Annotated in this window: 27 protein-coding genes; 21 read left to right on the top strand and 6 right to left on the bottom strand. The window is 44.7% G+C overall.

Annotated features, from left to right (window positions below; genetic code table 11):
- Nucleotides 1-42 precede the first annotated feature (42 nt).
- From HQN88_RS01710 to HQN88_RS01700, 3 genes are read left to right on the top strand one after another with little or no spacing between them, the layout of a single operon-like run.
- Nucleotides 43-978 (top strand): ABC transporter ATP-binding protein, encoded by a 936-nt coding sequence (locus HQN88_RS01710; protein ID WP_173108524.1) that lies wholly within the window; start codon nucleotides 43-45, stop codon nucleotides 976-978.
- 12 nt (nucleotides 979-990) lie between these two features.
- A complete protein-coding gene (locus HQN88_RS01705) occupies nucleotides 991-2,175 on the top strand; it encodes an ABC transporter permease (RefSeq protein ID WP_173108523.1) in 1,185 nt (394 codons plus the stop codon).
- Nucleotides 2,168-3,325 (top strand): ABC transporter permease, encoded by a 1,158-nt coding sequence (locus HQN88_RS01700; protein ID WP_173108522.1) that lies wholly within the window; start codon nucleotides 2,168-2,170, stop codon nucleotides 3,323-3,325. Before HQN88_RS01705 ends, HQN88_RS01700 begins: the two co-directional genes overlap by 8 nt.
- A gap of 53 nt (nucleotides 3,326-3,378) precedes the next feature.
- On the opposite strand, the gene HQN88_RS01695 is transcribed toward HQN88_RS01700, so the two are convergent.
- Nucleotides 3,379-3,498, bottom strand: coding sequence for a YjcZ family sporulation protein (locus tag HQN88_RS01695; protein ID WP_082595333.1), 120 nt, complete (start codon nucleotides 3,496-3,498; stop codon nucleotides 3,379-3,381).
- Nucleotides 3,499-3,687: 189 nt separating this feature from the next.
- On the opposite strand from HQN88_RS01695, the gene HQN88_RS01690 reads away from it, so the two are divergent.
- The 8 genes from HQN88_RS01690 (at nucleotide 3,688) to gndA (ending at nucleotide 12,099) form a co-directional block, all read left to right on the top strand.
- Nucleotides 3,688-3,918 (top strand): DUF6953 family protein, encoded by a 231-nt coding sequence (locus tag HQN88_RS01690; protein ID WP_173108521.1) that lies wholly within the window; start codon nucleotides 3,688-3,690, stop codon nucleotides 3,916-3,918.
- A 191-nt stretch (nucleotides 3,919-4,109) separates the two neighbouring features.
- Complete coding sequence (locus tag HQN88_RS01685) at nucleotides 4,110-4,706, top strand: hypothetical protein (RefSeq protein WP_173108520.1); 597 nt, start codon at nucleotides 4,110-4,112, stop codon at nucleotides 4,704-4,706.
- Nucleotides 4,707-4,882: 176 nt separating this feature from the next.
- Nucleotides 4,883-5,887 (top strand): LacI family DNA-binding transcriptional regulator, encoded by a 1,005-nt coding sequence (locus tag HQN88_RS01680; RefSeq protein WP_173108519.1) that lies wholly within the window; start codon nucleotides 4,883-4,885, stop codon nucleotides 5,885-5,887.
- A gap of 100 nt (nucleotides 5,888-5,987) precedes the next feature.
- Nucleotides 5,988-6,992 carry a LacI family DNA-binding transcriptional regulator gene (locus HQN88_RS01675; protein ID WP_173108518.1) on the top strand — a complete coding sequence of 335 codons (1,005 nt, stop codon included), beginning with the start codon at nucleotides 5,988-5,990 and terminating at the stop codon, nucleotides 6,990-6,992.
- An 18-nt stretch (nucleotides 6,993-7,010) separates the two neighbouring features.
- The gene (locus HQN88_RS01670; protein WP_173108517.1) at nucleotides 7,011-8,282 is read left to right on the top strand and encodes a nickel pincer cofactor-dependent isomerase, group 22; all 1,272 of its coding nucleotides are present in this window, start codon (nucleotides 7,011-7,013) and stop codon (nucleotides 8,280-8,282) included.
- Nucleotides 8,279-9,841, top strand: a complete 1,563-nt coding sequence (gene gntK, locus HQN88_RS01665; RefSeq protein ID WP_173108516.1) for a gluconokinase — start codon at nucleotides 8,279-8,281, stop codon at nucleotides 9,839-9,841. The genes HQN88_RS01670 and gntK overlap by 4 nt, the downstream gene beginning before the upstream one ends.
- A 42-nt stretch (nucleotides 9,842-9,883) precedes the next feature.
- Complete coding sequence (locus tag HQN88_RS01660) at nucleotides 9,884-10,651, top strand: SDR family oxidoreductase (protein WP_173108515.1); 768 nt, start codon at nucleotides 9,884-9,886, stop codon at nucleotides 10,649-10,651.
- 32 nt (nucleotides 10,652-10,683) lie between these two features.
- Nucleotides 10,684-12,099: an NADP-dependent phosphogluconate dehydrogenase gene (gndA, locus tag HQN88_RS01655; RefSeq protein ID WP_173108514.1), complete on the top strand. Its 1,416-nt coding sequence runs from the start codon at nucleotides 10,684-10,686 to the stop codon at nucleotides 12,097-12,099.
- On the opposite strand, the gene HQN88_RS01650 is transcribed toward gndA, so the two are convergent.
- Complete coding sequence (locus HQN88_RS01650; RefSeq protein ID WP_246320002.1) at nucleotides 12,100-12,420, bottom strand: hypothetical protein; 321 nt, start codon at nucleotides 12,418-12,420, stop codon at nucleotides 12,100-12,102.
- A gap of 168 nt (nucleotides 12,421-12,588) precedes the next feature.
- On the opposite strand from HQN88_RS01650, the gene HQN88_RS01645 reads away from it, so the two are divergent.
- Nucleotides 12,589-13,098 carry a shikimate kinase gene (locus HQN88_RS01645; protein ID WP_274320162.1) on the top strand — a complete coding sequence of 170 codons (510 nt, stop codon included), beginning with the start codon at nucleotides 12,589-12,591 and terminating at the stop codon, nucleotides 13,096-13,098.
- 21 nt (nucleotides 13,099-13,119) lie between these two features.
- Here the strand turns inward: HQN88_RS01645 and HQN88_RS01640 are convergent, their stop codons facing one another.
- Nucleotides 13,120-13,410: a rhodanese-like domain-containing protein gene (locus HQN88_RS01640; protein WP_173108512.1), complete on the bottom strand. Its 291-nt coding sequence runs from the start codon at nucleotides 13,408-13,410 to the stop codon at nucleotides 13,120-13,122.
- Nucleotides 13,411-13,674: 264 nt separating this feature from the next.
- Here HQN88_RS01640 and aroA point away from each other — a divergent pair, with 264 nt between their 5' ends.
- The 3 genes from aroA to HQN88_RS01625 are packed head-to-tail and all read left to right on the top strand — an operon-like array spanning nucleotide 13,675 to nucleotide 16,265.
- On the top strand, nucleotides 13,675-14,973 hold the full coding sequence (gene aroA / locus HQN88_RS01635; RefSeq protein WP_173108511.1) for a 3-phosphoshikimate 1-carboxyvinyltransferase: 1,299 nt from the start codon (nucleotides 13,675-13,677) through the stop codon (nucleotides 14,971-14,973).
- A gap of 31 nt (nucleotides 14,974-15,004) precedes the next feature.
- Complete coding sequence (locus tag HQN88_RS01630) at nucleotides 15,005-15,826, top strand: C39 family peptidase (protein ID WP_173108510.1); 822 nt, start codon at nucleotides 15,005-15,007, stop codon at nucleotides 15,824-15,826.
- A 13-nt stretch (nucleotides 15,827-15,839) separates the two neighbouring features.
- Nucleotides 15,840-16,265, top strand: coding sequence for a CoA-binding protein (locus tag HQN88_RS01625; protein ID WP_173108509.1), 426 nt, complete (start codon nucleotides 15,840-15,842; stop codon nucleotides 16,263-16,265).
- A gap of 93 nt (nucleotides 16,266-16,358) precedes the next feature.
- On the opposite strand, the gene HQN88_RS01620 is transcribed toward HQN88_RS01625, so the two are convergent.
- Nucleotides 16,359-16,925, bottom strand: a complete 567-nt coding sequence (locus HQN88_RS01620) for an NAD(P)/FAD-dependent oxidoreductase (protein ID WP_173108508.1) — start codon at nucleotides 16,923-16,925, stop codon at nucleotides 16,359-16,361.
- 269 nt (nucleotides 16,926-17,194) lie between these two features.
- On the opposite strand from HQN88_RS01620, the gene HQN88_RS01615 reads away from it, so the two are divergent.
- The 6 genes from HQN88_RS01615 to HQN88_RS01590 all read left to right on the top strand — a co-directional run bounded on the left by HQN88_RS01615 (nucleotide 17,195) and on the right by HQN88_RS01590 (nucleotide 23,876).
- Entirely contained in the window at nucleotides 17,195-19,084 is a 1,890-nt protein-coding gene (locus HQN88_RS01615; protein WP_173108507.1) for a glucose PTS transporter subunit IIA, read from the top strand.
- The gene (ptsP, locus tag HQN88_RS01610) at nucleotides 19,081-20,820 is read left to right on the top strand and encodes a phosphoenolpyruvate--protein phosphotransferase (protein ID WP_173108506.1); all 1,740 of its coding nucleotides are present in this window, start codon (nucleotides 19,081-19,083) and stop codon (nucleotides 20,818-20,820) included. Before HQN88_RS01615 ends, ptsP begins: the two co-directional genes overlap by 4 nt.
- A 1-nt stretch (nucleotide 20,821) precedes the next feature.
- Nucleotides 20,822-21,364, top strand: coding sequence for a type 1 glutamine amidotransferase domain-containing protein (locus tag HQN88_RS01605; protein WP_173108505.1), 543 nt, complete (start codon nucleotides 20,822-20,824; stop codon nucleotides 21,362-21,364).
- A gap of 124 nt (nucleotides 21,365-21,488) precedes the next feature.
- Nucleotides 21,489-21,896, top strand: a complete 408-nt coding sequence (locus HQN88_RS01600) for a hypothetical protein (RefSeq protein ID WP_173108504.1) — start codon at nucleotides 21,489-21,491, stop codon at nucleotides 21,894-21,896.
- Nucleotides 21,897-22,076: 180 nt separating this feature from the next.
- Nucleotides 22,077-23,084: a catabolite control protein A gene (gene ccpA / locus HQN88_RS01595; protein ID WP_173108503.1), complete on the top strand. Its 1,008-nt coding sequence runs from the start codon at nucleotides 22,077-22,079 to the stop codon at nucleotides 23,082-23,084.
- A gap of 90 nt (nucleotides 23,085-23,174) precedes the next feature.
- On the top strand, nucleotides 23,175-23,876 hold the full coding sequence (locus tag HQN88_RS01590) for a 5'-methylthioadenosine/adenosylhomocysteine nucleosidase (RefSeq protein WP_173108502.1): 702 nt from the start codon (nucleotides 23,175-23,177) through the stop codon (nucleotides 23,874-23,876).
- A 78-nt stretch (nucleotides 23,877-23,954) separates the two neighbouring features.
- Here HQN88_RS01590 and HQN88_RS01585 read toward each other — a convergent pair whose 3' ends face one another.
- Nucleotides 23,955-25,136 (bottom strand): acetoin utilization protein AcuC, encoded by a 1,182-nt coding sequence (locus HQN88_RS01585; RefSeq protein ID WP_173108860.1) that lies wholly within the window; start codon nucleotides 25,134-25,136, stop codon nucleotides 23,955-23,957.
- Between the two features lie 73 nt (nucleotides 25,137-25,209).
- On the bottom strand, nucleotides 25,210-25,848 hold the full coding sequence (locus tag HQN88_RS01580) for a GNAT family N-acetyltransferase (protein WP_173108501.1): 639 nt from the start codon (nucleotides 25,846-25,848) through the stop codon (nucleotides 25,210-25,212).
- Between the last annotated feature and the right edge of the window lie 235 nt (nucleotides 25,849-26,083).

Raw genomic sequence — 26,083 nt, 5'->3', positions numbered from 1 at the left:
TACAATGACGGTAATAAGTGAAGTGAAGAAAGGAAGAGACCTATGAGCTTTGTTCAATTGAAGGATGTAGTTAAGAAATATGACAATCGTATTTCTGTCGATCATCTGAATCTGACGATTCGAGAAGGTGAAATTTTTGGCCTGTTAGGACCTAATGGAGCGGGCAAAAGTACAACGATTAAAATGCTAAGCGGATTGCTTAAAATCGATCAAGGTGACATTCTGGTAGGTGGCAAATCTGTTGCTAAATACCCAATAGAAGTCAAACGCAATTTGGGGCTCGTACCCCAAGAATTAGCGATTTATGAAAACCTAACAGCTCGGGAGAACGTCACTTTTTTCGCTAAATTATATGGGTTAAGAGGAAGGCTGCTTAAGGAGCGAGTGGAGGAATCTTTAGCCTTCGTGGGACTGCTGGATCGTGCGAGTGATAAACCTAGTTCATTTTCAGGTGGTATGAAGCGAAGACTGAATATTGCATGTGCCATCATGCATCAACCGAAGCTTATTATTATGGATGAACCAACGGTGGGGATTGATCCTCAATCACGTAATCATATTTTAGATGCTGTCCGAGAATTAAATCGAAGGGGATCTACAATCCTTTATACTTCGCATTATATGGAGGAAGTGTCGGCTATTTCGACGAGAGTCGGGATCATGGATCATGGTCATCTTATTGCTTGCGGAACGCAGGATGAACTGCGTAATCAAGTTTCCCAAGACAATAAAATTGTGCTTCAAATCACGAACCTCACGGATCAAGCAGTTAAAGAGTTGAGAGAGTATCCATTGATAAAACAGTTAAATGCAAGTGAACAAACACTGGAACTGATCGTAAGCGCGTCGCAAAGTTATTTGCAAGATATCCTCTTCATTTTGTCTAAACATCAGGTTAAAATACAATCGCTCACGCAGGTGGAGCCTGATCTAGAGGCCTTGTTCCTGTCTTTGACCGGAAGAACCTTGAGAGATTAGGGGGATATGTACATGCCAATTTGGACCATTGCTAAGTATGAAATTATAAGGAAACTGCGAACCCGTTATGTGCTGTTGATTCAATTTTTAATGCCCTTGTTGCTTATTTTTATTTTGGGATCAGCTCTTTCAGGTGTGTTTAAGGTCGAGGATAAAGCATTAAATCCAGTGAAGGTTGATATTGTTCAAGTGGATTCAGGCGCTTTGCGGGAAGGTTTTCAAAGTTTCTTGGACTCTCCAGAGACTAAAAAACACCTATTAACACAGGTAATATCAACACGTGAGGAAGCGATACGACGTCTGAAGGATGGAGAATCTGAATTTGCAGTAATCATCCCAATCAATTTCACCACACAGGTGCAGGCAGGAAAAGCAGCTCAGTGGGAGATGGTATTGGGTCATGATTATATGAAAAATCTAACAGCTCAAATGGTGTTTCGTACTTATTTCGATAAAGTGAATCAGAATCAAGCTATTCAGATTACTGCTCGTACATCTTCTTTGGGGCCTCTAAAGCAAGTCGAAGGCAACTCTTCACAAAGTGCTTCTGCAAACCCGTCGTTGGTACATGTAGGCCAATTAGCAGGTTCCAATAGCAGCTACACAGCGATGCAATATTATGCGGCGTCAATTCTCGTTATGTTTTTATTATATTCAGGCATGATTACTGCTTTCAGCTTACAGAATGAAAAGGCGAATCATACGTTATCTCGATTGAATGGCATGCCGATTCCTGAGTATCAAATTTTACTCGGCAAAATCATTGGGAATATGTTCCTATCGATTGGTCAAGTTGCAGTTATCATCGGTGCGACAAAGCTATTCTATGGTGTGGATTGGGGTTCTCAGTTCTTAACACTCTTTCTTATTTGTTTATGTATGATTCTGGCTTCTATGAGTTTGGCCATCGTCGTCATGCTCCTCTTCCCATCAGATAGTGCGATCACGGTGACTTTTCAAACGGGTATTATGATCATGACATTCTTAAGTGGGGGCTTTACACCGCTTCCAGATGGATTCCTTAAGCAATTAGGTTCCTACACGTTAAACTACTGGGGGATGCAAAGTGTGTTTCAACTCATGCTGGGGAGTGAAACGACGATAGTCGCGCATCACTTATCAATTTTAGGGAGTATCGCTATTGGTTTGTCGCTAATCGCTTTTCTTGCCTACCGCAAAGGGGGATATCATGAATAGTCTGGCTATCGCTCTCAATATGCTGCGCCGTTCCCTATTTCAAAGAAAAGGACTTCTCATGTATTTGGTTATTCCGGCTGCCGCGGTTTCACTGATCATTACTGTCCTTGGTAAACAAAGTGAGAATCGCGTAGACATTGCTTATTTAAATTTGGATCAAGGTGCATTAGGCACGCAAGTCGTGCAAGAGATAAGTGCATTACCAGACTATCGCTTGACATTGGCTGCATCAGAGGCCGAATTGAAAAATGAGGTTATTAAACAGAAGGTTATGGGTGCCTTCATTATTCCTGCAGATTTAAGTGAAAAATTATTAGCAGGAGGATCTTTGCCGCAGCTTGACATGTATCAACTCAATTCGAATGAATCGACGATTACGCTCAAAATAAGTCTGGAAGGAATCTTATCTCGGTATCAAGAGACGATTGCTTTATACAGTAAACAAGGTTTGACAGAGACTGATTTGCGAGAGATCACCTTGCAAACGATTTCTCAAATTCAAAAGTACCAAGTTAGTCCGGAAATAACGGATTTGCAATTGTACACGAATCCTAACATGCATATCGTGATTGGATTAATGCTGATCTTTATGATGGGCTTAATGAACAATACAGTGTCTCTCGTTATGGAAGATCGAAGACTTCGTACATTAGCAAGAACGTACACGGCGCCAGTACGCGCTTTTGAAATTGTAGCAGGAAATTTCTTGGGCAGTTTTGTTGTGGGTACACTTCAAGTGCTGGTCATCCTCGTCATTACTAGATATGTGGCTGGATATGAATACGGCCTCCCATTCGCATCTCATTTTGTCATCTTAGAATTTTTCTTGTTAGCGAGTATGGGGATTGCCAGTGCTGTAGCGAGTATGGTGAAGAATGCGACCAATATGAACGTGATCAACGCTCTTGTTGTGACCCCAACCTGCATGCTGGGAGGTTGTTTTTGGCCGATTAGTCTCATGCCGGAATGGATGCAAAAGCTCGCAAACTTTGTCCCGCAAAAGTGGGCGCTCGATGCTATCGAGCGCATGTCTGCAGGTCAACCATTGTCTCAACTGTGGATGAACATGGGGGTATTAGCTTTATTCGGTCTTATACTTATGAGTATTGGCTCAGCAATCCTCAATCCGGCGGAGACGGAAGCTGGTTAATAAACTTAAAGGGCAGCTCCTGGAAGGGGCTGCCCTTTATCAACTGTAAAGTATTAGATTACAAAAGCGCTAGTGATAATAACCAACAAGATGAAAAGAACCAAAATTGCTGCGGAAGATCCATATCCGCCACCACAGCCAACTCCACCAACACCTGCTACGCCATAACCCATTTCATTCACCCTCTCTGTTTTAAGATCTATTCATTGACTTTCGACATAGCATATGGAGCAATGGGGGATATGGAATGGGCTGAGCGAGAATTATGTAATGATTGTGCTGGTGTCCTTAGTCAAGTGCGGATATTGTATGGATTTATGATATAATGGTCGAATGGACAAGGAAAGGAGAATGGTTGGAGAATGACAGCGAATGAAATTGCAGAGTGGATGCTTAATGAGTTGAAATCGGCTGGGATTTTGTATCAAAAGGATGCCGTTGACTATATTCTTAAGAATTTTGGGGAATCCTATATTTATGTGAATGACAATGGGAATCAAGCCATTTCCAAAGAGGTTAAGAAAATCTTCAAGAAACTGCATGGCGGTAGAGCCGCATGGGAACGCGATGGATTTTTCTGGGGCTGGCATTAATCATAGATTGGCGTGAACATGGGCTGTAGCTGATGGCAAACAGGCATCGGCTTTTTTTGTGCGCTTTCTTTTAAAAAAATATCCATAATCCAAGTTGCTAAAACATAGAATTCATAATAAGATAACTGTAAGAACACAAGTTGTCTGAATATTTAAATAAATGGTTTGCGCCAATTATGGAGGGGATTGCCGTGAGTAAGAGTCATGAAGTGGAGTATTGCAACCTAGAGTTACGATTTGATCGCCGGCTAATCCGGAACTTCATTAAAGCCCTCATCCAAGAAGGATATTCGCTCTACTGGAACGAAAGTGAACTTCAGTTTATCATTTCTATTCGCACTGGACGGAAGCTGATTAAGCTGAAATTCGAACGAATTGGCGAGAAGTATAAGATTGTAGGCAATTATTCATTCAAAGATGAGAAGCTTGCTGAAATGATGGAGAAACTGATCGGAGATACGCGTGGTCATGCCGTAGTAAAAAGATTTAAGGATCGGCAAATTCTCATTGAAAATATTATGTTCGGGGAAATCATCCGCATGGTGGAAATTAGCGGAATTGAACATAAGGTGCTGTATCAGAAGGAGCCTGCTGTGACCGTAGAAGAAGTCATGCAAGCACTAAGATCGAAGAGAACAGACGAACGCATCCCTATTTTGCGCATGGAGCTTGATTATGAATTAGCTACGCTGCAAGATGCATTGTCAACCGGGGATACCAAGGCAGCGATGGAAAGTAAAGTTAAATTGATTGAATTGAGACAAGAAATGCTTCTATTGGAGATGTGAGAATGAATAGTGTGCTGGGATGAAAGAGAGCCTGTATGAACGTATACGGGACTCTCTTTTGTGTGTTTATAGGGTAGAAGAATGAGTCTTGTGTAGGAAGGAAGCTTTCGATTATAATTGTTTCGATTAAATTAAAGCGCTTATACTTTTTAAAGTGAAAGACAGGAGCCAAAGCCATGAAAGTCAGTATTTTTGATGTTGCGAAGAAAAGTGGACTTTCTGTGGTCACGGTCTCCCGCGTAATCAACCATGCAGGTACGGTGCGCGAGGGGAATCGGCAAAAGGTGCTGCAAGCAATGAAGGAGTTGGACTATCAGCCGAACGCAGCTGCTCGTAGTTTAGCCAGAGGTAAGACCGGTATTATTGGTGTTGCGATATCGACCCTCAACGATTCATTTTTCGATGCCGTGGTGAAAGAAATGAATGATCGCTTAGCAGAGCGGGGCTATTTCCTTGCTTTATCGGTCACGTCCGATGTATTCAAATCCTTTGAGAATTCTTTATTTCAAGAAGATCGCGTTGATGGGTTAATCGTCGTGTCTCCCACAAATGAATTTGCCTATGTAACGGAGTTGGAAAAGAAGAAAATTCCCTTTGTACTGATTGATAATCAGTATTGCCACGAATCTGTGTCGACCGTCATTGTGGATAATTTCATCGGTGGCTATGAAGCAACCAAGCATCTCATTGATCTCGGACATCAAACGATTGCTCATATTCGTGGGCCAGAGCCATTCCTAAGCAGTGCGGAACGTGAACGAGGATATATTCATGCGATGTTGGAGGCAGGTTTGACTGAGCTATGGATTGAACAGGGCGAGTTTAGCATTTCCTCAGGTTACGAAATTGCAGATGGTTGGATACGTAACGCGAAAATGCCTACTGCTGTATTTGCAGCAGATGATTTCATTGCAATTGGCCTGATGGATGCATGCAAAACGGAAGGTTACCAAATTCCCAAAAATATTTCGATCGTAGGATTCGATGATCAAAATTTCGCTTCTGAATTTCGTCCGCATTTAACAACGGTGCGTCAGCCTGCAGGAGAACTAGGGCGTTCCGCTGTCGATGAATTAATTCGTAAGATTGATGGTGTGACAGATATAGATACGCATCATACGATAAAGTTGCTGCCAGAATTAGTAGTGAGACAATCGACGGCGAAGAGAAATCATACATAAATGAGTTGTGGACTCCCTGAGACGGGAGTTTTTTTGTCTCGCGAAAAGACTATTGTTAACGTGTGCATAGATGTGATATGCTTCTATTAGAGGTGAATGTATGAGCGCAACTATTAAGGATATTGCGAAGCTTGCGGGTGTTTCCCACACGACAGTTTCCAGAGCGTTGAACAACAGTCCGCTCATCCAAGAGGAGACGAAGGAGCGCATTCGCATCATCGCTGAACAGCTGGATTACACGCCGAATTATAATGCGAAAAGTTTAGTGCTGGATCGTTCGTATAACTTAGGGCTATTCTTTACCACACTAAGCAATGGAACTTCCGCTGGTTTCTTCTACGAAGCCATTCGAGGGGTTAACTCCGTGATTCGAGATCGCTATCAGTTGATTGTCAAGGGTATTGATGATTACACTAGCTTTCATTCCATCACCAAGAAGAGCTTTGATGGCATTATTATTGTTAGCCAAAGTGATGATGATGGGCCGATCATTGAGCATATTGCGAACAAAGGGATTCCGCTCGTCGTATTGAATCGGCCTGTGGACACTGCCGGTGTGCTGAATGTCCTCTCTGATGAGGAGCAAGGTGCTTTTCATGCAGGATGTTACCTTGTGAATCAAGGTCATAAGAAAATCGCCTTAATTGAGGGGCGTAAGGGTTTTAAATCTGCGCAGAATCGGAAGGATGGCTTCGAACGAGCAATGGGGCATTATGGGATTTCCGTCCCAGCTGCGTACCGTATGCCGGGACTTTACGATTTGGAAAGCGGTCACACTGCGATGCAGCATTTTTTGAGCCTCGAAGAGAGGCCGACAGCGGTTTTTTGCTGCAATGATGAGATGGCATTAGGAGCCATTAAAGCTGTGTTTGAAGCGGGTTTACAAGTCCCTAAAGATATTTCTGTAGTAGGTTTCGATGATACGGTATTCGCGGCATATGTGACACCTGCCTTAACGACCGTGCGCAGGCCGATCGAACAAATTAGCAAAGAAGGCGCACTGCGTCTCTTAGGTAATATAGAGAATAAATTGCATACAACAGAGCAACTTCTATTGCGAACGGAATTAATTGTTCGTGAATCCGTGCAATTATTACAACCATAAAGAAAGTGGGGAAAGTCGATGAGTATTCTAAGAGAATTGTTAAATGACATTCCGATTCCGCAAATGGTCAAAATTCGTCAGAAGTTTGATCGTTCAATTTTGGAAAATCCTTTGCAGGAACTTGCCGATAAGCTCGAAAGCAGCGGCGTTATGCCGAGTATCCTTCCTGGTCAGCAAGTGGCAGTGGCTGTAGGAAGCAGAGGAATTGCCAATATTGCGGGCTTCACGAAAACAACCTTGGATGCCATTAAGGCACGCGGCGCACATCCGTTTATCGTTCCGTGTATGGGAAGCCATGGCGGGGCAACTGCGGATGGTCAGACTGAGGTTCTCCAGCACTTTGGCATTACAGAAGAAACGATGGGGGCGCCGATCCGTTCTTCCATGGACGTGGTCAAAATCGATCAACTACCGAATGGTTTGCCGGTTTATGTGGATCGCATTGCATCAGAAGCAGATGCCATTGTCGTTATTAATCGGGTGAAGCCGCATACCGCATTCCGCGGACGCATTGAGAGCGGCATCATGAAGATGATTGCGATTGGCCTAGGTAAGCAAAAAGGCGCTGAAGCTTGTCATCAGCTAGGTTTTAAATACATGGCAGAGAATGTTCCTGCTATGGCAAATTTGATGATTGAGAAGCTGCCGATCGTCTTTGGCGTAGCCCTCGTAGAGAATGCATACGATGAGACTTGTCAAGTTGAGGTTCTTCCAGCCGCAGAGATTGAAGCGCGTGAGGAAGTTCTACTGGTAGAAGCGAAGTCACGTTTGCCGAAAATTTTATTCGATGAAATCGACGTCTTAGTGATTGATTACATCGGCAAAAATATTAGCGGTGACGGCATGGATCCTAACGTAACAGGACGTTATCCTACCCCGTATGCACACGGTGGACCCGAAGTGTCGAAGATGGTTGTGCTTGATTTGACACACGAGACCAAAGGCAATGCCAATGGCGTAGGTACTGCAGATTTCACTACCCAACGTTTAGTTGATAAGACAAATCTAGAATTTACTTATGCCAATGGTCTGACTTCTACGGTTTGTGCACCTACGAAAATCGCAACTACGTTAGAAAATGATTTCTATGCGATCAAAGCAGCCGTGAAAACTTGTAATATTTTAGATTACACGACCTGTAAGCTTGTTCGCATCCAAGATACACTTCACTTAGGTGAGATTGAAATTTCCGTGAACCTTCTAGACGCTGCTCGTCAGCATCCAGACATTGAAATTTTATCAGAGCCCTATGAACTAACATTCGATGCAGAGGGGAATATTTGCTCATGACGCAAAGTCAGAAGCCCTATATCATAGCTTCCGATATTGGAACAACGAGTACCAAAACGCTGGTCATTGATCGGGACGGACAGGTACTTGCCTCCCATTCCATCGAATATCCGCTATTCACACCTGCAGCAGATCGTGCGGAGCAGGATCCAGATCAAATATTTGATGCTGTGGTGCAGGGAATTGGCGCCGTTGTTCGCAAGCAAGGCATCTCGCCTGAACAAGTGCTTTGCGTGTCCTTCAGCTCAGCGATGCACAGTTTAATCGCCGTAGACGAGCACAATAAGCCATTAACTCAATGTATTACGTGGGCAGACAATCGTGCCGCGAAATATGCGGAGGATTTGAAGCAGAATGGACTTGGTCAACAGATTTATGCGAGAACAGGCACGCCGATTCATCCCATGTCACCACTTTTGAAATTGAAGTGGTTCGGGGAGCATGAACCAGCGCTTGTTCGAAATACCCATAAATTTATAGGGATTAAAGAGTATGTGTTTGCCAAACTGTTTGGTCAGTATCTAATTGATCATTCCTTGGCGAGTGCGACAGGATTATTCAATCTCGAGCAATTGGATTGGGATGCAGGTGCGCTTGATTATGCAGGGGTAACACCGAAGCAGTTATCCGCGCTTGTGCCTACGACACATCGTGTAGAAGGCATGAGTTCAGCGTATGCTGCTGCCATGGGCTTGTCCACGGGCACGCCGTTTATTGTTGGCGCTTCCGATGGTGTACTCGCCAACCTTGGCGTAGGCGCCTTCGAGCCCGGCGTTGTCGCGGTTACGATCGGCACGAGCGGCGCAGTTCGCAGCGTCGTGAACAAACCTCAAACAGACCCCGAGGGTAAGTTATTCTGTTACGCGTTAACCGAAAACTTCTGGGTCGTTGGTGGACCGATTAACAACGGAGGTATTGTCTTCCGTTGGGTGAGGGATCAGATTGCGACCGCAGAAGCAGAAGAAGCACGACGCTTAGGCATGGATCCTTACGATTACTTGACGGCTCTTGCTGCTGAGGTGGGAGCAGGCTCCGACGGATTGCTTTTCTTGCCATTGCTTTCCGGCGAACGTGCACCTTATTGGAATGCTAACGCACGTGGCGTATATTTCGGTCTATCGCTTAGTCATCAGAAGAAGCATATGATCCGTGCCGCATTGGAAGGAGTCATGTTCTCCATCCAAGCCGTGGCCACATCGTTGGAACGGATGATGGGACCTGCAACTGTCATTCGTGCTTCTGGCGGCTTCGCTCGCTCGGAGTTCTGGCGTCAGATGATGACCGATATGCTCGGTACGGCGGTTACCGTTCCAGACTCCATTGAGAGCTCAGGAATTGGCGCAGCGTTGCTTGGTCTACTCGCTATGGGAGAGATCGAGGACTTATCGCATGCGCATAAATGGATCGGGGTAGGAAAGGCTCACGAGGTGAATGAAAACGATTATCGCGTATATCAACAATTGACATCTATTTATACGAGCGTATATCATCAGTTAAAAGATCAATTCGACGCGATTACCGCTTTTCAAAGTCAGCACCTACGGAGTCCTCAATCATAATTCTTTTTAGACAAAGCACTATTATTCGAGAGGATGACGACAATGAACTTATTCGATCTTTCTGGGAAAACAGCAGTAATTATTGGCGGTAATAGTACACTTGGTGGCTCAATGGCTTTAGCACTTGCTGGACATGGTGCCAAAGTAGCAATCGTCGGGCGTAATCAAGAGAAAAGCGAGCTGGTTCGAGAGAGTATTGCTGCGATTGGCGGCGAAGCGAAAACTTTCCAAGCAGATGCAACGAAACGTGAAGATTTAGAGCTTGTTCTTCAAGATGTTATCGCTTGGTCAGGCAGTGCGGATATTCTTATGAATTGTCCAGGTAAAAATAGTGCGACACCTTTCTTTGACATTTCCATGGAAGAATGGGATTCTATTATGGAAGTAAATTTGAAAAGCGTCGTGCTAGCTTGCCAAGTATTCGGGAAATACATGGTTGAACGAGGTGAAGGTGGAAGCATTATTAATATTTCATCCGTTTCCTCGGATCCACCACTTTCTCGTGTGTTCACTTACTCCGCTTCTAAAGCAGCTGTGAATAATATCACACAAAACTTAGCCCGTGAGTTTGCTCCGAGCCGCGTACGTGTGAACGCGATTATTCCTGGCTTTTTCCCAGCAGAGCAGAATCGTAAGATTTTGTCGCCTGAACGGATCGAATCCATTATGCGTCATACGCCAATGAATCGATTTGGTGAAGCTGCAGAGCTTCAAGGTGCTGCGGTGTACCTGGCTTCAGAGAAAGCTTCGAGCTTTGTAACAGGAACAGTTTTGAGAGTAGACGGCGGTTTTGGCGCGATGACGATTTAACTATTTATATATCGGAAGGGTGTATGAGAGACATGTCTAAGCAACAAATAGGTGTTGTAGGTTTAGCAGTAATGGGGAAAAACTTAGCATTAAACATTGAAAGCAGAGGCTTTACGGTATCCGTATTCAACCGTTCTGCTGAGAAAACGAAGGAGCTTCTGAATGAAGCACCAGGTAAGCAACTAGTAGGTACATACTCAATTGAAGAATTCGTTCAATCCCTTGAAGTGCCGCGCAAAATTTTGATCATGGTTAAAGCAGGCGGTCCTACAGATGACACAATTAATCAATTGCTTCCGCATTTGGACAAAGGCGATATTTTGATCGACGGCGGTAATGCTTTCTTCCCAGATACACAACGTCGTAACAAAGAGCTTGAAGCTCACGGAATTCGTTTCGTTGGAACAGGTGTTTCCGGAGGTGAAGAGGGCGCGCTTAAAGGACCTTCGATCATGCCAGGAGGCCAAGAAGACGCGTATAAATTGGTAGAGCCAATCCTAACAGCAATCTCGGCGAAAGTTGGCGAAGATGCTTGTTGTACATACATCGGGCCAGACGGCGCGGGGCACTATGTAAAAATGGTGCACAACGGTATTGAGTACGGAGATATGCAATTGATTTGTGAAGCTTACCAATTGCTGAAAGACGTACTTAACGTTAGCACAGAAGAGCTTCATGAGATCTTCACGGAGTGGAACAATGGAGAGTTGGACAGCTACCTGATCGAAATCACGCGTGATATTTTCACGAAATATGATGCTGAAACAGGCAAACCAATGGTTGACGTGATTCTGGATTCCGCTGGACAAAAGGGAACAGGAAAATGGACCAGTCAAAGTGCTCTGGACCTTGGCGTGCCGCTTTCAATCATTACAGAATCCGTATTCTCCCGTTTCATCTCTGCGATGAAGGAAGAACGCGTAGCAGCAAGCAAAGTTCTCAAAGGACCTGATGCTCCAGCATTCACAGGGGATCGCAAAGCGTTTATTGAGGCTGTTCGTCAAGCCCTTTACGCAAGTAAAATTTGTTCTTATGCACAAGGTTTCGCTCAAATGAGAGCAGCTTCTGAAGAATACAAATGGGATCTGAAATACGGCAGCATCGCAATGATCTTCCGTGGCGGTTGCATCATCCGCGCTCGTTTCCTTCAAAATATCAAGGATGCGTATGATCGCAATCCTGAATTGAAAAACCTATTGTTGGATTCTTACTTCACAGACGTAGTGGATAACTACCAAGGTTCATGGAGACAAGTTGTAGCAGAAGCAGTTACTCGCGGTATCGCAGTTCCTTCCTTCGCATCTGCACTTGCTTACTATGACAGCTACCGTACAGAAAGACTTCCGGCTAACCTGTTACAAGCGCAACGTGACTACTTCGGTGCACATACGTTCCAACGTGTGGACAAAGAAGGATCCTTCCACTACAACTGGATGGGGAACGAGTAGTCATTTCTCATCTTGTAAGCCGTATGCCGCTTCTCGCAGCCACATCTTTAGACGATCGGCTTCTTCATCGAAGCCGTTGCGTTTGTGGATAAGCATGAGGGAGATCTCGGCAAAATAACGGAAATTTCGTAATAATCGTGGTTGAGTTAGACCTTGCATCATCGGGTCTTCTTCAGCCACTTTTTTCTTAATAAACTCTAAAATCCAGACAACATCCTCTTTACATAGCGTATAGCTTGGGTGCAAAATTTGCTCCAGTTTGCGTTGTGTGCGGTTCGTCAAGGCGGTAGTTAGGTTTTGCTGCAGCACAGTTGGGTTCAAAGCTCCATCTCTCCTTATCGGCGTGGTCTCTCTAAAATCTTAACTGTTTGTGCTAGAATTTATTCACACTACTATATGATTTTTAGATGGATTGTATTCATGCTGTCAGGGCTATGGTATGATGTTGGGAAAGTTTGTATGACTAGCATATGGGAAAAGGGGATTTGTGTGACAGTCAGAAATATTGTGCTTGTTGGATTCATGGGAACAGGGAAATCAACCGTAGGCAAAAAGCTTGCAGAGCGTTTAGGATGGAGTTTTTGCGATTCTGACGTCGTGTTAGAAGAAGTACAACAGACAAGTATTCCCGAATTATTTCGGGATCACGGGGAAGCACACTTTCGCGCTTTGGAAACAGAGACGCTGGCACGTATATTAGACAGTGAGGGACAAGTTGTTGCGACGGGCGGTGGTGCGGTACTTGCAGAGTCTAATCGAATTTGCATGTTGCAGCATGGCTTTGTTGTCGCGTTGAACGCAACTGCGGAAACGATTATCCAAAGAGTGAGTACGGATACGAATCGGCCTTTACTGCAAGGTAATTTGGAAGAACGCGTTCATACGTTAATGGAACAAAGAAAGCATGCCTATGATTTTGCTCATACATCTATTGATACGACAGATTTAACTGAAGATGAAATTACAGATCGCATTATTCAGCAAGCGGTGCGTCACTAAGGAGAAGATAAGCTTTTCAGCTTAGTCTTCCCACTCGAGCATACCGCCGGTCATGTTCTTAAGTCCTTTATAACCGTTGGCTTCTAGATAGCCTAGTGCGCGACCGCTTCGGTTTCCACTACGACATACTAAAATAACTTCTTCGACTTGCGGAATCTCGCTAAGCCGCTCTGGTAATTGGCCTAAAGGAATATGTATTGCGCCTTGAATCATACCTTCTGCTACTTCTTCATCTTCGCGAACGTCAATAAGGGTTAGGTGCTCTCCTTGCGCGAGTCTTGCTTTGATCTCGGATGGTAGAATCGTGTCCATGATACGCCTCCATGTTTGTATTTTCAGAAGAAAAAGCTTCTTACTTAGTATGATAGAAATATAACGACGTGATGTCAAACGAAGTGTTTCATGATCTAGCTTTTCCTTAATGGATCTGCTAGTGGAGAAGGTTCCCAAGTTAGATTTCGTATGGTACACTGTCAATAATCTTAGGATCTCTATCATCCTGCTGATGATTGGTTTCTTGGCATTCATTCTGCTGGATATACATATAAACTACTTGCGAAGGAGTCAACAAACGACATGAAAGCAATCGTAAAACCAACCTCCCATCTCCAAGGGGAAATCAATGCTCTATCCTCCAAAAACTACACTACACGCTATTTGCTAATCGGTGCACTAGCTAACGGGACAAGTACAATCTATTACCCAGCTCATAGTGAAGATAGTGATGCTATGAGACGATGTGTACGTGATCTTGGCGCTATCATAGAAGAAGATGATGAGAAAATTGTAATCACAGGCTTTGGCAAGAACCCTAAGCATGTGTCCCAATTAAATGTTGGTAATGCTGGCGCTGTGCTCCGCTTTTTAATGTCTACGGCTGCTTTCTGTCCGGAAGTGACATTTGTAAATACGTATCCAGAATCTTTAGGTAAACGTCCTCACGATGATTTAATCGATACTTTGCAACAAATGGGCGTAGAAGTACAACATAATAACGGTCGTTTGCCGATAACAATTAAAGGGGGACAACCTCGCGGTGGCAAGATCACCGTTTCTGGTAATGTGAGTTCACAGTTCCTGAGTTCTTTGTTGTTTATGACACCGCTATTGGAAGAAGACAGTGAAATTGAAGTTCTACATGATTTGAAGTCCAAAATTATCGTAGGGCAAACGCTTGAAGTATTAGCACAAGCGGGCATCGTCGTTCATGCAAGTGAAGATTTGATGCACTATCGTATTCCAGGCGGACAATCCTACGAAGCCAAAGAATATGTAATCCAAGGCGACTATCCGGGTTCTGCAGCTATTCTTGCTGCCGCTGCGGTTACGAATTCTGATGTGCGAGTACTTCGGCTTGAAGAGAACAGCAAACAAGGTGAGAAGGCCTGTGTGGATGTTCTGAAAGCAATGGGTGTAAATTTAACTCATGACAACGGTGTAGTGCATGTACGAGGGAATCAGCGCCTTGTTGCTGGTGAATTTGATGGTGACCATTTTACGGATGCTGTTCTTGCGATGGTTGCTGCTGCTGTATTTGCTGAAGGGACTTCGCGCTTCTACAATGTTGAGAACCTACGGTATAAAGAGTGTGATCGTATCACAGATTATTTGAATGAGCTTCGCAAGGCTGGAGCTGATGTAGAAGAGCGTCAGAGTGAAATTATTGTTCATGGTAAACCACAAGGGGTTGAAGGTGGCGTAGAAATCAATGCGCATTTCGATCATCGGGTTATCATGGCATTAACTGTAGTTGGTCTGCGCTCTGAGAAGGGTTTAACGATTCGGGATGCCCACCACGTGGCGAAGTCGTATCCACAATATTTCGACCACTTGCGCTCGATTGGCGCACAGGTTGAGCTAGTGAGCGAGTCCTAGAATCTCAATTACATTGAATGGGTGAGTCAGCATGAGGATTATTTGGCAAGGATTGAAAGTGACGTTTGGCTTGTTTCTCGTAGCAGGGCTTACATTTGCGAGCAGTGTATTTGCTGTCTTGCTTTATGCCAAGGCTACTGGGAAAGAACCAGCTTTATTCGCTTCTGGTCCAGTAGTCTTAGCAGTTGATAAACCCGCCGCTACGGTGAAGGCCTCCGTGAAACCAACGCCATCGCCCGCGCCTGCACTGGTCAAATCAGCCATGCTGGATGTCCCCGTTGTTCAGCAACTGCCTGAGCTGCCAGCCGGTTGTGAAATCACAAGTCTCACGATGCTGCTGCAGTACTATGGCGTGAACAAAATGAAGATGGATTTAGTCGGCGAAATGCCTACTGACATGACGCCGGCGAAATTAGATGCGAGCGGTAACATTACTTATTGGGGCAATCCGAACTCCGGCTTCGTTGGAGATGTAACCCGTAAGAAAAGAGGCTTTGGGATCTATGCCGCAGGATTGTTTCCGCTTATGCAAAACTATATCCCTCAAGCGATTAATCTAACGGGAGAAGCTTTTGAATTGTACGAGGGGCAAGTGGCACACGGGATCCCAGTTATTGTCTGGACGACGATTGACTACAATCTTCCTTACAAATGGGTAACCTGGGATACGCCTATCGGTCCTCTAAAAACGACATATTCGGAGCATGCTGTTGTTCTTGTTGGATTTGACGAAACGAATGTTTACTTAAATGACCCCTTGAGTGGTGAAAAGCAAGTCAAAGTGAACAAAGCTCAATTTGTTGAAACTTGGGCAGCAATGGGGAAACAAGGTCTAACCTACTTGAATAAATAGGAGAGCGATCCACATGACATTTGAGAATCCATCTAGGGAACATATCAAAGAATTGCTTGCCAATGCAGGGAATATCGCTGTAGTAGGCTTATCGGATAAACCAGACCGCACATCTTATATGGTGTCTGCTGCCATGCAAAGCCGAGGATACCGTATTATTCCCGTCAATCCGAATGCGGATCAGATTCTGGGAGAGAAATGCTATCCATCGTTATCGGACATTCCTGAGCCAGTTGATATTGTGAATGTGTTTCGTCGTGCTGATCAGGTTGTTCCAGTGGCTGAAGAGTCAGTTAAGATTGGGGCGAAAGTGTTCTGGTTGCAGCTAGAAATCGTAAATGAAGAAGCAGCACGTATTGCGAGTGAGGGTGGCTTAGAAGTCATCATGGATCGCTGCATTAAAGTGGAAGATGCCATACTGAATCCACGTAACAATTAATGCAGGTCGCATAAGAAGTAAGCATCAATCAAAAAAACCGCTAGTCGATCACCTTTGCAGGGGAGCGATTAGCGGTTTTCTCATACGTAGGAACTAAGCTTTCAACACATCGTGATCGACATAACGCGCGCCGTTAAGTTCACTAATCACATTGATAGCTACTTTGGCTCCGTCACCAGCTGTGATAATCGTATGCATGCTGACACCAGCCGTTGTGCCTGCTGCCCATACACCTTTGAGACTTGTATTTCCTTGCGCATCGCAGTCAACGATGGATTTAATTCGAGGTTCAGTTCCTTCTTTTGTCGCGATACCAGCGGCTTCCGCAAGTTCAACGGATAATCCTGTTGCTAGTATTACGTGCTTGCCTGAATATGTACCATTTTCTGTGGTTACCTCAAAGCTATCTTCATTCTTAACAAGCTGAGTCGCTTTGCCTTGTACGAATTCAGTTCCGAATTTAGCGGCTTGTTTCTTGCCGATTTCTACTAAATCTGGCCCGCCAATCGCTTCAACACCATAGTGATTCTCAATCCATGCACGCTTCGTAACACTTTGCTCATTGTCGATGACAAGCGTTTTCTTGCCTGCTTTTGAAGTGAATAGTGCAGCACTTGCGCCAGTAGGACCTGCACCAATAATAATAACATCATAAGACATAAGGGTATTTCCTCCTCGAATCATGAATTTGGGTACAGGTAAAGTATGACAGCTTTTAGGGGACTTAGTCAACTTTTGCGTTTACTATGTAGAATAACCCTGATGGCACAAGCGATCTGCTTATTTTTTTTTGACAAAAGGACGAACAAGCTTTACGATTTGATAAAGAGAATCTTATGATTAAGTGGAAGATACTCTTCGATTTTGCTAAGGTAAGATGCTTACGAAGTCAGTTTTCTGACGAAAACTTTTAGGAGGTTAGCATTCGTTTGAACTGGATGGGGAACTTACAACAGCTTGGCCGCTCCTTAATGCTGCCTACCATTGCGCTTCCTATTGCTGCTGTGCTGCTTTGTCTAGGGGATTTACCTTGGGATGTCATACATGCTTCAAGCTTTGGGGACATGCTGTCATTGGCTGGGAATACAATCTTTGATTATATCCCAATCATCTTCGCTGTTGGTGTGGCTTTGGGATTAACAGAAAGTGCTGGAATAGCTGGTTTATCGGCCATGCTAGGGTATTTCATGTTTACCCGACTCATCGAGCATGGGCTGGGCACGCAATTTCAATTAGGCGTCTCTGGCGGGATCTTGATTGGTCTACTGGCCGCAATCATCTATCACCGCTGTAAGGAGATTAAGCTTCCGGAGTACATACAATTTTTCGGTGGACCTCGGATGGTGCCGCTCGTCATGGGCCTCGCAACGCTTATAGTCTCTTATATAATGATCTGGATTGGTCCTTATCTAGAGACGCTAATGGGTAAAATTTCAAGCGGATTACTTGGATTAGGCGGTTTCGGTGCATTCATATATGGGATTGCTCACCGCTTGCTCGTACCTTCGGGCTTACATCATATTTTGAATAACTTTTTCTGGTTTCAAGTGGGAGCGTACGAAACGCCATCTGGACAATACGCCTATGGTGATTTGCCACGATTTTTCGCTGGCGATCCATCCGCTGGGATGTATATGGCCGGCTTATACCCGATCATGATGTTTGCATTGCCAGCTATTGCTTTTGCAATTATCGGAGAAGCGAGGGAAGATTTAAAGCCGAAGATCAAAGCTACATTTTTAACGGCTGCATTGGCTTCTTTTTTAACTGGTGTGACAGAGCCGATTGAATTTGCTTTTCTTTTTGTAGCACCTTATCTGTTCGTTATCCATGCCATCCTTTCGGGCGTAGCTATGTGGATCGCTTATGAGTTAAATATCCACCATGGATTCTCTTATTCAGCTGGGGCTATTGACTACATTATTAATCTGCACTTATCACACAATGGCTTATTATTGATTCCGATTGGCCTGATCTACGGTTTACTGTATTATTTCTTATTTCGCTGGGCGATTCAGAAGTTCCGAATTCCAACTCCGGGTAGGGAAGAAGGCTCATCGCTTGAAGAGTGGGCTGGGGACATACCGTATCGTTCTCCGTTAATTTTGCAGGCACTTGGTGGGAAAGACAATATTAAGAAGATTGAAGCCTGTATTACTCGATTGCGACTTACACTTGTCAATGATCGTCTGATGGACATCACGGCATTACGACACTTAGGAGCAGCAGGCGTCATACGTCTTGGAGGAGGCAATGTTCAAGTCGTGTTTGGAACATTTTCAGAGCTTATACGTGAAGAAATTATGAAGGTATTACGCAAAGATATTCATGTCGTATTATTCACTTCCCCGATGCAGGGACGTATGATCCCCATTGAAGAAGTACCTGATCGTATCTTTGCCTCCCGGCTAGTCGGGAATGGTGTTGCTTTTATTCCTGATAAAGGTGAGTTGGTTTCGCCTGTTGCAGGTACCATTATGCACATTTACCCAACGATGCATGCACTGGGGATCCTAACGGATGAAGGGCTTGAAGTTCTACTGCATATCGGAATTGACACGTCCAGCTTACCGGGCAAGTGCTTTAATGCTGTGGTGAAGGAAGGCGATCGAGTGGAAGCAGGGCAGCTTCTAGTGAAGTTCAACTATAACAAAGTTAAGAAATTCGCATCTTCCTTAGCGACACCTATGATAATTACGAATCCTGATATTGTGAAGTCATGGAGCTTTGCTCCGTTTAAGCCAGTAAAGAAAGGCCAAGGCTCTGTTATGTCCGTTGTCCTTAAGCCGACTAAATCCGAGGGGGGGACGAACGGATGATTAGAGGTGTAGGCGCGTCATCGGGAATTGCAATGGGTCAAGCGTTTGTTATTCCCACTTGGGAATGGGATTTTCCAGAGAAAATGATCGATGTGACCGATTTAGCTTATGAATTCGAGCGATTGTATGATGGCATTCGGCATTCCAAGGATGAGCTAGAGCTAATCAAACAAGAAATCAAAGAAGTTGTAGGGCAAGAACAAGCCTATATTTTTGATGCACATTTGGCCATTTTGGAAGATCCCATTTTCATGAATGAGATTCAAGGTATTATTGAATTGCAATACAAAGCCGCAGAAGTTGCGGTGAAAGAAGTCATCGATAAATTTGTAGGAATGTTTAATTTAATTGATGATGAATACATGAAAGAACGTGCCTTAGATATTAAGGATGTCGGTAATCGTCTGTTGAAGCATTTATTGGGGGATACAAGTACAACGGTTCCGCCGATTGATCATCCTTATATTTTAGTTGCGAAGGAGCTTACCCCTTCACAGCTTGCTCATCTGGATCCAACGAACGTGCTAGGATTGTTGACAATTCTGGGAGGCACGCACTCGCACGTGTCGATTATGGCCAGAGCGATGTCTGTTCCTTATGTACTTGGATTAGAAGGAAAGCTCCTGCGCCCTATTCAAAATGGTGATTTCTTGATTATTGATGGTCAAGAAGGCACATTGTATATTAACCCGGATAAAATCACGATAGAACGTTATCAAGCGCGTAAGAAAAACTGGTTGGAGTTCAAGGAAAGTTTGCAAGAAATTGCCGATGTGGCTCCGCTGACATTAGATAGAAGCTTGGTTAATCTACATGCGAATATTAATTCGGTTATGGAAATTGACCAAGTATTGCGGAATGGCGCATCAGGTGTAGGGCTGTTTCGTACAGAATATTTGTATATGGATCGAGATTCATTACCTAGTGAAGAGGAACAATTTGAGGTTTACCGTCACGCGGCCATGCAGCTCAAAGGACGTCCAATCGTAATCCGAACGCTGGACATTGGCGGGGACAAGAAGCTGGACTATATGCCGCTTGCCAAGGAAGATAATCCTTTCCTTGGATACCGGGCCATTCGTATCTCTCTGGATCGAACGGATCTCTTTATGACGCAGTTAAGAGCGATCTTAAGAGCTAGTCATTATGGGAATGTGAAGATTATGTATCCAATGGTGACCTCCATAGAAGAGGTGCGTCAAGCGAAAGCGCACTTGGAAAGAGCGAAGCTGGAGCTAAGTAGTCTTGGTGTGCCTTATAATGCTAATATTGAGGTTGGACTTACAATCGAAGTACCAGCTGCTGCCATCATAGCTGATGTTCTTGCCAGCGAAGTGAATTTCATGAGTATCGGTACGAATGACCTAGTTCAATATGTTCTAGCAGTTGATCGAATGAATGAGAATATCGCGCACTTATATAATCCTTATCATCCGGCCGTTATTCGATTACTTAAACTCGTGATCGACGCAGGCAAGCGTGTTGGCATTCCTGTAGGCGTATGCGGGGAAATGGCTGGAGATATTCGAGCTCTGCCGATTTGGCTTGGACTGGGCATTGAAGAGCTGAGCATATCGGTTCAGACGCTCTTGCAAGTCAAGCATAGGTTACTTAGCAGTGATGCCGCGACATGCAAGGCATTAGTAGATCGTATTTTAGTTTGCAAAACGAGTGATGAAATCTTGGAGCTGCTTGCTCAAACAGAACAAACGGAATCCATTGTAGGAGGTAATTAGTATGGAATTAGCAGGTATGAAGGTGCTAGCCTTTGTTGATGAAGAATTTGAAGATTTGGAAATGTGGTATCCTGTTTACCGGTTGCGCGAAGCAGGAGCAGTTGTAGATATCGTTGGACCCAAAGCGAAGACTGTATATCACGGCAAATATGGCGTACCCATCACGACGGACTATGCATTCGATGAAGTGAAATCTTCGGATTATGTTGGGCTTTATGTACCTGGTGGTTGGGCACCAGACAAGCTTCGTCGTTATGCCGATGTGCTTAGACTAACGCAAGAGTTTCATGCCGATGTGAAGCCGATCGCGCAAATTTGTCATGCAGGCTGGGTTTTGATTTCTGCCAAAATCGTTCAAGGCTACACGATGACGTCCACGCCAGGCATTCGCGACGATATCGAAAATGCTGGGGCCATTTGGGTGGATGAAGAAGTGGTCGTGGATCGCAACATCATTTCAGGGCGTAGACCACCAGATCTTCCGGCATTTTCCAAACGTTTTGTGGATGAAGTGATCTCGTTTAGCAAACAACAGGTAAAGTAACATCTCGCTTCCAAAGGTGGCAAAAACTACTATGTATCGATCAGAAGGAAATCTGATGACATCGTAGAATAACATAGTACAAGCAACTAATGTACATGCCGCCTGTCAGTGAAGGAGTGTTAGAATGCAAAAGTATTGTAAGTGCGGACGCACAATGAACCTTCGTCTGCGCACGGTTATTTATCAAAGTAAAGTAGATATTGAGAATGTTCCTATCTATTCCTGTGAGGGCTGTGGACGAAGTGAGGTTGTACCTCATGTAAAGCCTGAACTTACCGGTCTGATCGGTAGGTTGGGGAGTAAACCAGAGAAGCAGCAATTCTTCTTCCATGAAGTTTCGGAGGTTGCCTTTCTGCTATTGAAAGTAACAGAAAAAGAGCGTATGAATGATTCTATGGAGAAAATTGTGGAGGAACGAATCAATGAGCTGTTGGACATCTTATTGCTAGCGCAATCGCTAGGCGATGAGCCATGGGCTGAGGAAATTCGTAAACGGTTATCTCAAATTACTCAAAGCGCAATTTCAACCTAAAAATGGGCTGCCAATCTCGACAAGAGGTTGGCTTTTATTCTATTTGTGACCCTTTTGAAAATAAAATGAAAATTATTTTCAAAGCATTTTCATTTTGCATTGCAAGATGGATTAATTTGTCGTATCATAACGATAATATACTAGGTTCGCAGAATACTTGTGAAAATGGAGAGAGTAACCGTGACCGTAACCATTTATGATGTAGCGAGAGAAGCAGGCGTTTCCATGGCAACCGTATCTCGGGTCGTTAATAATAACCCGAACGTGAAGCCGCAAACACGTAAGAAAGTTTTTGAAGCCATTGAACGATTGGGTTACCGTCCAAATGCGGTAGCTAGAGGATTAGCAAGTAAAAAGACGACAACGGTTGGCGTTGTTATTCCCGATATATCCAATTCTATTTTTGCTGAAGTAGCGCGTGGAATTGAGGATATCGCGAATATGTACCATTACAATATTATTTTGTGTAATGCGGACAAGAAGAAAGAGAAAGAAATTCGTGTAATCAACACATTGCTTGAGAAACAAGTTGATGGGTTGCTCTTCATGGGTGGTGTTGTGACGGAAGAACATATTCAAGCTTTCCGTACATCATCCGTTCCGGTTGTCCTTTGTGGCACGAAGGATGAGAATCAAGCGATGGCATCCGTTGATATTGATCATGAGGCAGCTGCCTTTGATGCAGTGAACGTACTGATTGAAGCAGGGCATCGCGATATTGCCATGATTTCTGGAACTCTACAGGATCCAGCGAATGGCTTCGCTAGATATCAAGGTTACAAACGCGCGCTTGAAACGGCTGGTATTCCAGTTCGTGATGAGTATGTACGAATTGGTAACTACCGTTATGAGTCAAGTGTGGATGCAGTCAACTATTTCTTGGAGCTTTCTCCTAAACCGTCTGCTATTTTCTCGGCAACGGATGAAATGGCGATTGGCGCTATTCATACGATTCAAGACAATGGACTTCGTGTTCCTGAGGATATCGCTGTAATCAGTGTGGATAATATCCGTATGGCATCCATGGTCAGACCGACTTTAACGACGGTAGCTCAACCGATGTATGATATCGGAGCGGTGTCGATGCGACTACTGACGAAGCTGATGAATAAAGAATCAACAGAAAATATGCAAGTTATTTTACCGCATGAAATCATTAATCGTCATTCGGTTAAAGCTCGAGCTTAAGTGAAAAATAAACCTCTAATCGTGTCCTTCCATCCTGGAAGAGATGCGATAGAGGTTTTCTCATGTAGGAAGAGAGAGAGGGAAATCAATATGACTTGGAACAAAATCGCATTAATCGGAGCAATGAATGAAGAAATTGAGCTGCTTGTTGCTCATATGACAGATATAAACGAAACGGTAAAGGCAGGCATTACCTTTCGAGAAGGTACTTATTTCGGTAAAAATGTTGTTGTCTGTCGCACAGGCGTAGGGAAAGTGAATGCTGCAGTAACTACGCAAATTCTAATTGATCAGTTTGGTGTAGAAGCTGTTATCTTCACTGGCGTTGCTGGGGCATTAGATCCTGAATTGCAAATCGGCGATCTCGTTATCTCCACGGAGTGTGTACAGCACGATATGGATGTGACAGCACTCGGATTTCCGCGCGGCGTAATTCCTTATGCTGAGAACTCGGTGTACGCAGCAGATCGTAAGCTCGTAGAGCTAGCCGTAGCTTCGGGAGAGAAATTGTTTGCAGGTAAAGTGAAGCAGGGAAGAGTACTATCAGGCGACCAATTCATCGCAAGCCGTGAAGTGGTAGCTAGTCTGTATCAAGAGCTGAACGGTGTTTGTGTAGAGATGGAAGGATCGTCTGTTGCGCAAGTATGTGCGATGAATAGCATTCCTTATGTTGTCTTGCGCTCCATGTCCGACAAAGCAGATGGTTCTGCGCATGTGAATTTCGCTGAGTTTACGGTGATTGCATCGGAGAATTCGTATAAAATGGTCGAAGATATGGTGAAGCAGCTGTAAAGATTAGCTCCTCACGAATAAAGCTCAGAGCATCGCCTAGTTGGCGGTGATCTGAGCTTTTCTTGATTTCGGAAAGATTTATTTTAAATACATCATTGCGAGTTCCTTTGTTTGTCGATTCTTCTCCGTGATTACTTGGCGCCTTGGAATCGGCGCCCAAGCTTCGACCGGGTCGAGCCACGTTTCCACGAGTGGGACGGGGCTCTTGCCCTGCCAGGCGTCTAGCCACGCCTGAGGCAGCCTCAGCTGGGGCTCCGCCTCCAGCTGACCCACAATCGCCTGCTCGCTCATCACGAGCCAGAGCAGGCTCCAAGCCCGCGGTACGACGCGCCAGATGTCGTACCCGCCGCCCCCGAGCGCGACCCACCGACCTTCGCACCATTGGTGCGCAAGTCGATGGATAAGCTCGGGCATGGCCTTGTACACGCGCATGGAGCAATGCACATGCGCGAGCGGGTCGAAAGCATGGGCGTCGCACCCATGCTGCGAGATAATGACGTCCGGCTGGAAGCGGGCGATCAGCTCGGTCAAGACCTCGCTGAAACATTCCAGCCAAGAATCATCCTCGGTGTAGGGCTCCACCGGAATGTTCACACTCGTTCCGAACGCGTCGCCTTCTCCGCGTTCGTTCACTGCCCCAGTGCCGGGGAATAAATATTTCCCCGTCTCATGAATGGACAACGTGCCGACCTGCGGGTCGGCGTAGAAACTCCACTGCACACCATCGCCGTGATGCACGTCCGTGTCGATGTAGAGCACCTTAGCGCCATACTTCTCTTTAGCGTAAGCGATCGCTGCAGATGCGTCGTTATAGACGCAGAAGCCCGCACCCTTGCTCTGCAGGGCGTGGTGGAGGCCGCCGCCTAAGTGTAAGGCATGCGGCGCTTGGCCAGACATTACGAGGTCTACGGCAAGGATAGAACCGCCTACGACCTTCGCTGTGATGTCGTGCATCCCGGGGAAGTAGGGCGTATCGTCTGTGTCTAGTCCGAAACGGGTTGCTTCACGCACCCAGCTCTCGTCAGGAACGGCTGCACTTAATGCTTTCACTGCCTCGATATAAGTAGCTGAATGCACCCGCAAGAGTTCTGCATCCGTCGCTGAGCGAGACGTAAGTACCGCGTTGTCTGGAAGTGCGCCAGATTTACGCAGCAAATCAACGGTCATAATGAGACGATCCTGATTAAAAGGATGCGTATCATTAAATTTATATTGAATTTCTTGATCATCATAGATAAACACAGGTTCCGTAAACTTCATGTCCATTTCCAAATTCCCCCGAATTGGCTAACAATTTCGTTTGAAGATCTGCTACTAACTGCATCTCATGGAGCTAATACATAAAGCGCTGCTGAAAACGCACACGATCAAACTGCTCGACCGACGAGATGGGTACTTGCTTTCCGATCCTCACCATCAGACAGTTGGCGGGATGGGAGCAAATTTCTGGATCATCGGTTGCGAACCAGATCATATCGATGCTTTTCATTAGCTTTTCCATCATTTGACGATATTCCCAAACGGTTAATTTACTCGTTTCCAAATCCCAATGCCAATAATATTCCGTTGTGAAGCAAATAACATTTTCCATTTGATCTTCTTCAAATGCCAGTTGAATCATTTTTTTACCTAAACCAATCGATCTGTAATCATCAGCGACCTCAATGGCGCCAAGTTCAATTAAATCCTTCATATTTCCTTGCGACCATCGCTCAATTTCATCTGCATAATGGAAAGTGACGTAACCCACAATGGTGGTTCCATCCCTAGCTAGAATAATTCGTCCTTCGGGTAGCCCAGCAATTTCGATGAGTGCTTCGAGTTGTTCTTTCGGCCGACGGAAGGCATCTAGCTTTGCGTGCATCGTGAGTTCCTGCAATTTTTCTGGAGAAACGGGACCCTCAATTATAATTTCAGGTTGATCGGGAGCAGTGCGCAAGCTTTGTGAGTGGTAGATTTTGATATGCTGCATAACCTTGGCTCTCCTTCTAAAAAACAGCATGATGGGCGTTTCCTTTACTAAAAATATAAGAGTTTATATGTTTCACATAAGTAGTCGGCTGCATTTCTCCATAAATGCGTAACGCCCATGAAGGACGGTGTAGTCATTTATTTTGGATTCATAGTAATTTTATACCAAACTTTTGTTTGAAATCATAGCAAAACTTAAACGTAGGCGAAATATTCTGAGTGTGTTATAATAGAAC

This window comes from Paenibacillus qinlingensis, from assembly GCF_013204845.1.
Lineage (GTDB): Bacteria > Bacillota > Bacilli > Paenibacillales > NBRC-103111 > Paenibacillus_E > Paenibacillus_E qinlingensis.
Note: the sequence above shows the minus strand (reverse complement) of the source record. Positions and strands in the feature narration are given on the sequence as shown.

What these genes read in the sequence shown, in the direction of transcription:
- gndA (WP_173108514.1), top strand. Translation starts at nt 10,684, where the DNA reads ATGTCTAAGCAACAAATAGGTGTTGTAGGTTTAGCAGTAATGGGGAAA.
- HQN88_RS01670 (WP_173108517.1), top strand. Translation starts at nt 7,011, where the DNA reads ATGAGTATTCTAAGAGAATTGTTAAATGACATTCCGATTCCGCAAATG.
- HQN88_RS01605 (WP_173108505.1), top strand. Translation starts at nt 20,822, where the DNA reads ATGGAATTAGCAGGTATGAAGGTGCTAGCCTTTGTTGATGAAGAATTT.
- HQN88_RS01620 (WP_173108508.1), bottom strand. Translation starts at nt 16,925, where the DNA reads ATGTCTTATGATGTTATTATTATTGGTGCAGGTCCTACTGGCGCAAGT.
- HQN88_RS01660 (WP_173108515.1), top strand. Translation starts at nt 9,884, where the DNA reads ATGAACTTATTCGATCTTTCTGGGAAAACAGCAGTAATTATTGGCGGT.
- HQN88_RS01705 (WP_173108523.1), top strand. Translation starts at nt 991, where the DNA reads ATGCCAATTTGGACCATTGCTAAGTATGAAATTATAAGGAAACTGCGA.
- HQN88_RS01630 (WP_173108510.1), top strand. Translation starts at nt 15,005, where the DNA reads ATGAGGATTATTTGGCAAGGATTGAAAGTGACGTTTGGCTTGTTTCTC.
- HQN88_RS01585 (WP_173108860.1), bottom strand. Translation starts at nt 25,136, where the DNA reads ATGAAGTTTACGGAACCTGTGTTTATCTATGATGATCAAGAAATTCAA.
- HQN88_RS01675 (WP_173108518.1), top strand. Translation starts at nt 5,988, where the DNA reads ATGAGCGCAACTATTAAGGATATTGCGAAGCTTGCGGGTGTTTCCCAC.
- HQN88_RS01680 (WP_173108519.1), top strand. Translation starts at nt 4,883, where the DNA reads ATGAAAGTCAGTATTTTTGATGTTGCGAAGAAAAGTGGACTTTCTGTG.
- HQN88_RS01700 (WP_173108522.1), top strand. Translation starts at nt 2,168, where the DNA reads ATGAATAGTCTGGCTATCGCTCTCAATATGCTGCGCCGTTCCCTATTT.
- HQN88_RS01580 (WP_173108501.1), bottom strand. Translation starts at nt 25,848, where the DNA reads ATGCAGCATATCAAAATCTACCACTCACAAAGCTTGCGCACTGCTCCC.
- ptsP (WP_173108506.1), top strand. Translation starts at nt 19,081, where the DNA reads ATGATTAGAGGTGTAGGCGCGTCATCGGGAATTGCAATGGGTCAAGCG.
- aroA (WP_173108511.1), top strand. Translation starts at nt 13,675, where the DNA reads ATGAAAGCAATCGTAAAACCAACCTCCCATCTCCAAGGGGAAATCAAT.
- HQN88_RS01625 (WP_173108509.1), top strand. Translation starts at nt 15,840, where the DNA reads ATGACATTTGAGAATCCATCTAGGGAACATATCAAAGAATTGCTTGCC.
- HQN88_RS01710 (WP_173108524.1), top strand. Translation starts at nt 43, where the DNA reads ATGAGCTTTGTTCAATTGAAGGATGTAGTTAAGAAATATGACAATCGT.
- HQN88_RS01600 (WP_173108504.1), top strand. Translation starts at nt 21,489, where the DNA reads ATGCAAAAGTATTGTAAGTGCGGACGCACAATGAACCTTCGTCTGCGC.
- HQN88_RS01590 (WP_173108502.1), top strand. Translation starts at nt 23,175, where the DNA reads ATGACTTGGAACAAAATCGCATTAATCGGAGCAATGAATGAAGAAATT.
- HQN88_RS01695 (WP_082595333.1), bottom strand. Translation starts at nt 3,498, where the DNA reads ATGGGTTATGGCGTAGCAGGTGTTGGTGGAGTTGGCTGTGGTGGCGGA.
- gntK (WP_173108516.1), top strand. Translation starts at nt 8,279, where the DNA reads ATGACGCAAAGTCAGAAGCCCTATATCATAGCTTCCGATATTGGAACA.
- HQN88_RS01640 (WP_173108512.1), bottom strand. Translation starts at nt 13,410, where the DNA reads ATGGACACGATTCTACCATCCGAGATCAAAGCAAGACTCGCGCAAGGA.
- HQN88_RS01690 (WP_173108521.1), top strand. Translation starts at nt 3,688, where the DNA reads ATGACAGCGAATGAAATTGCAGAGTGGATGCTTAATGAGTTGAAATCG.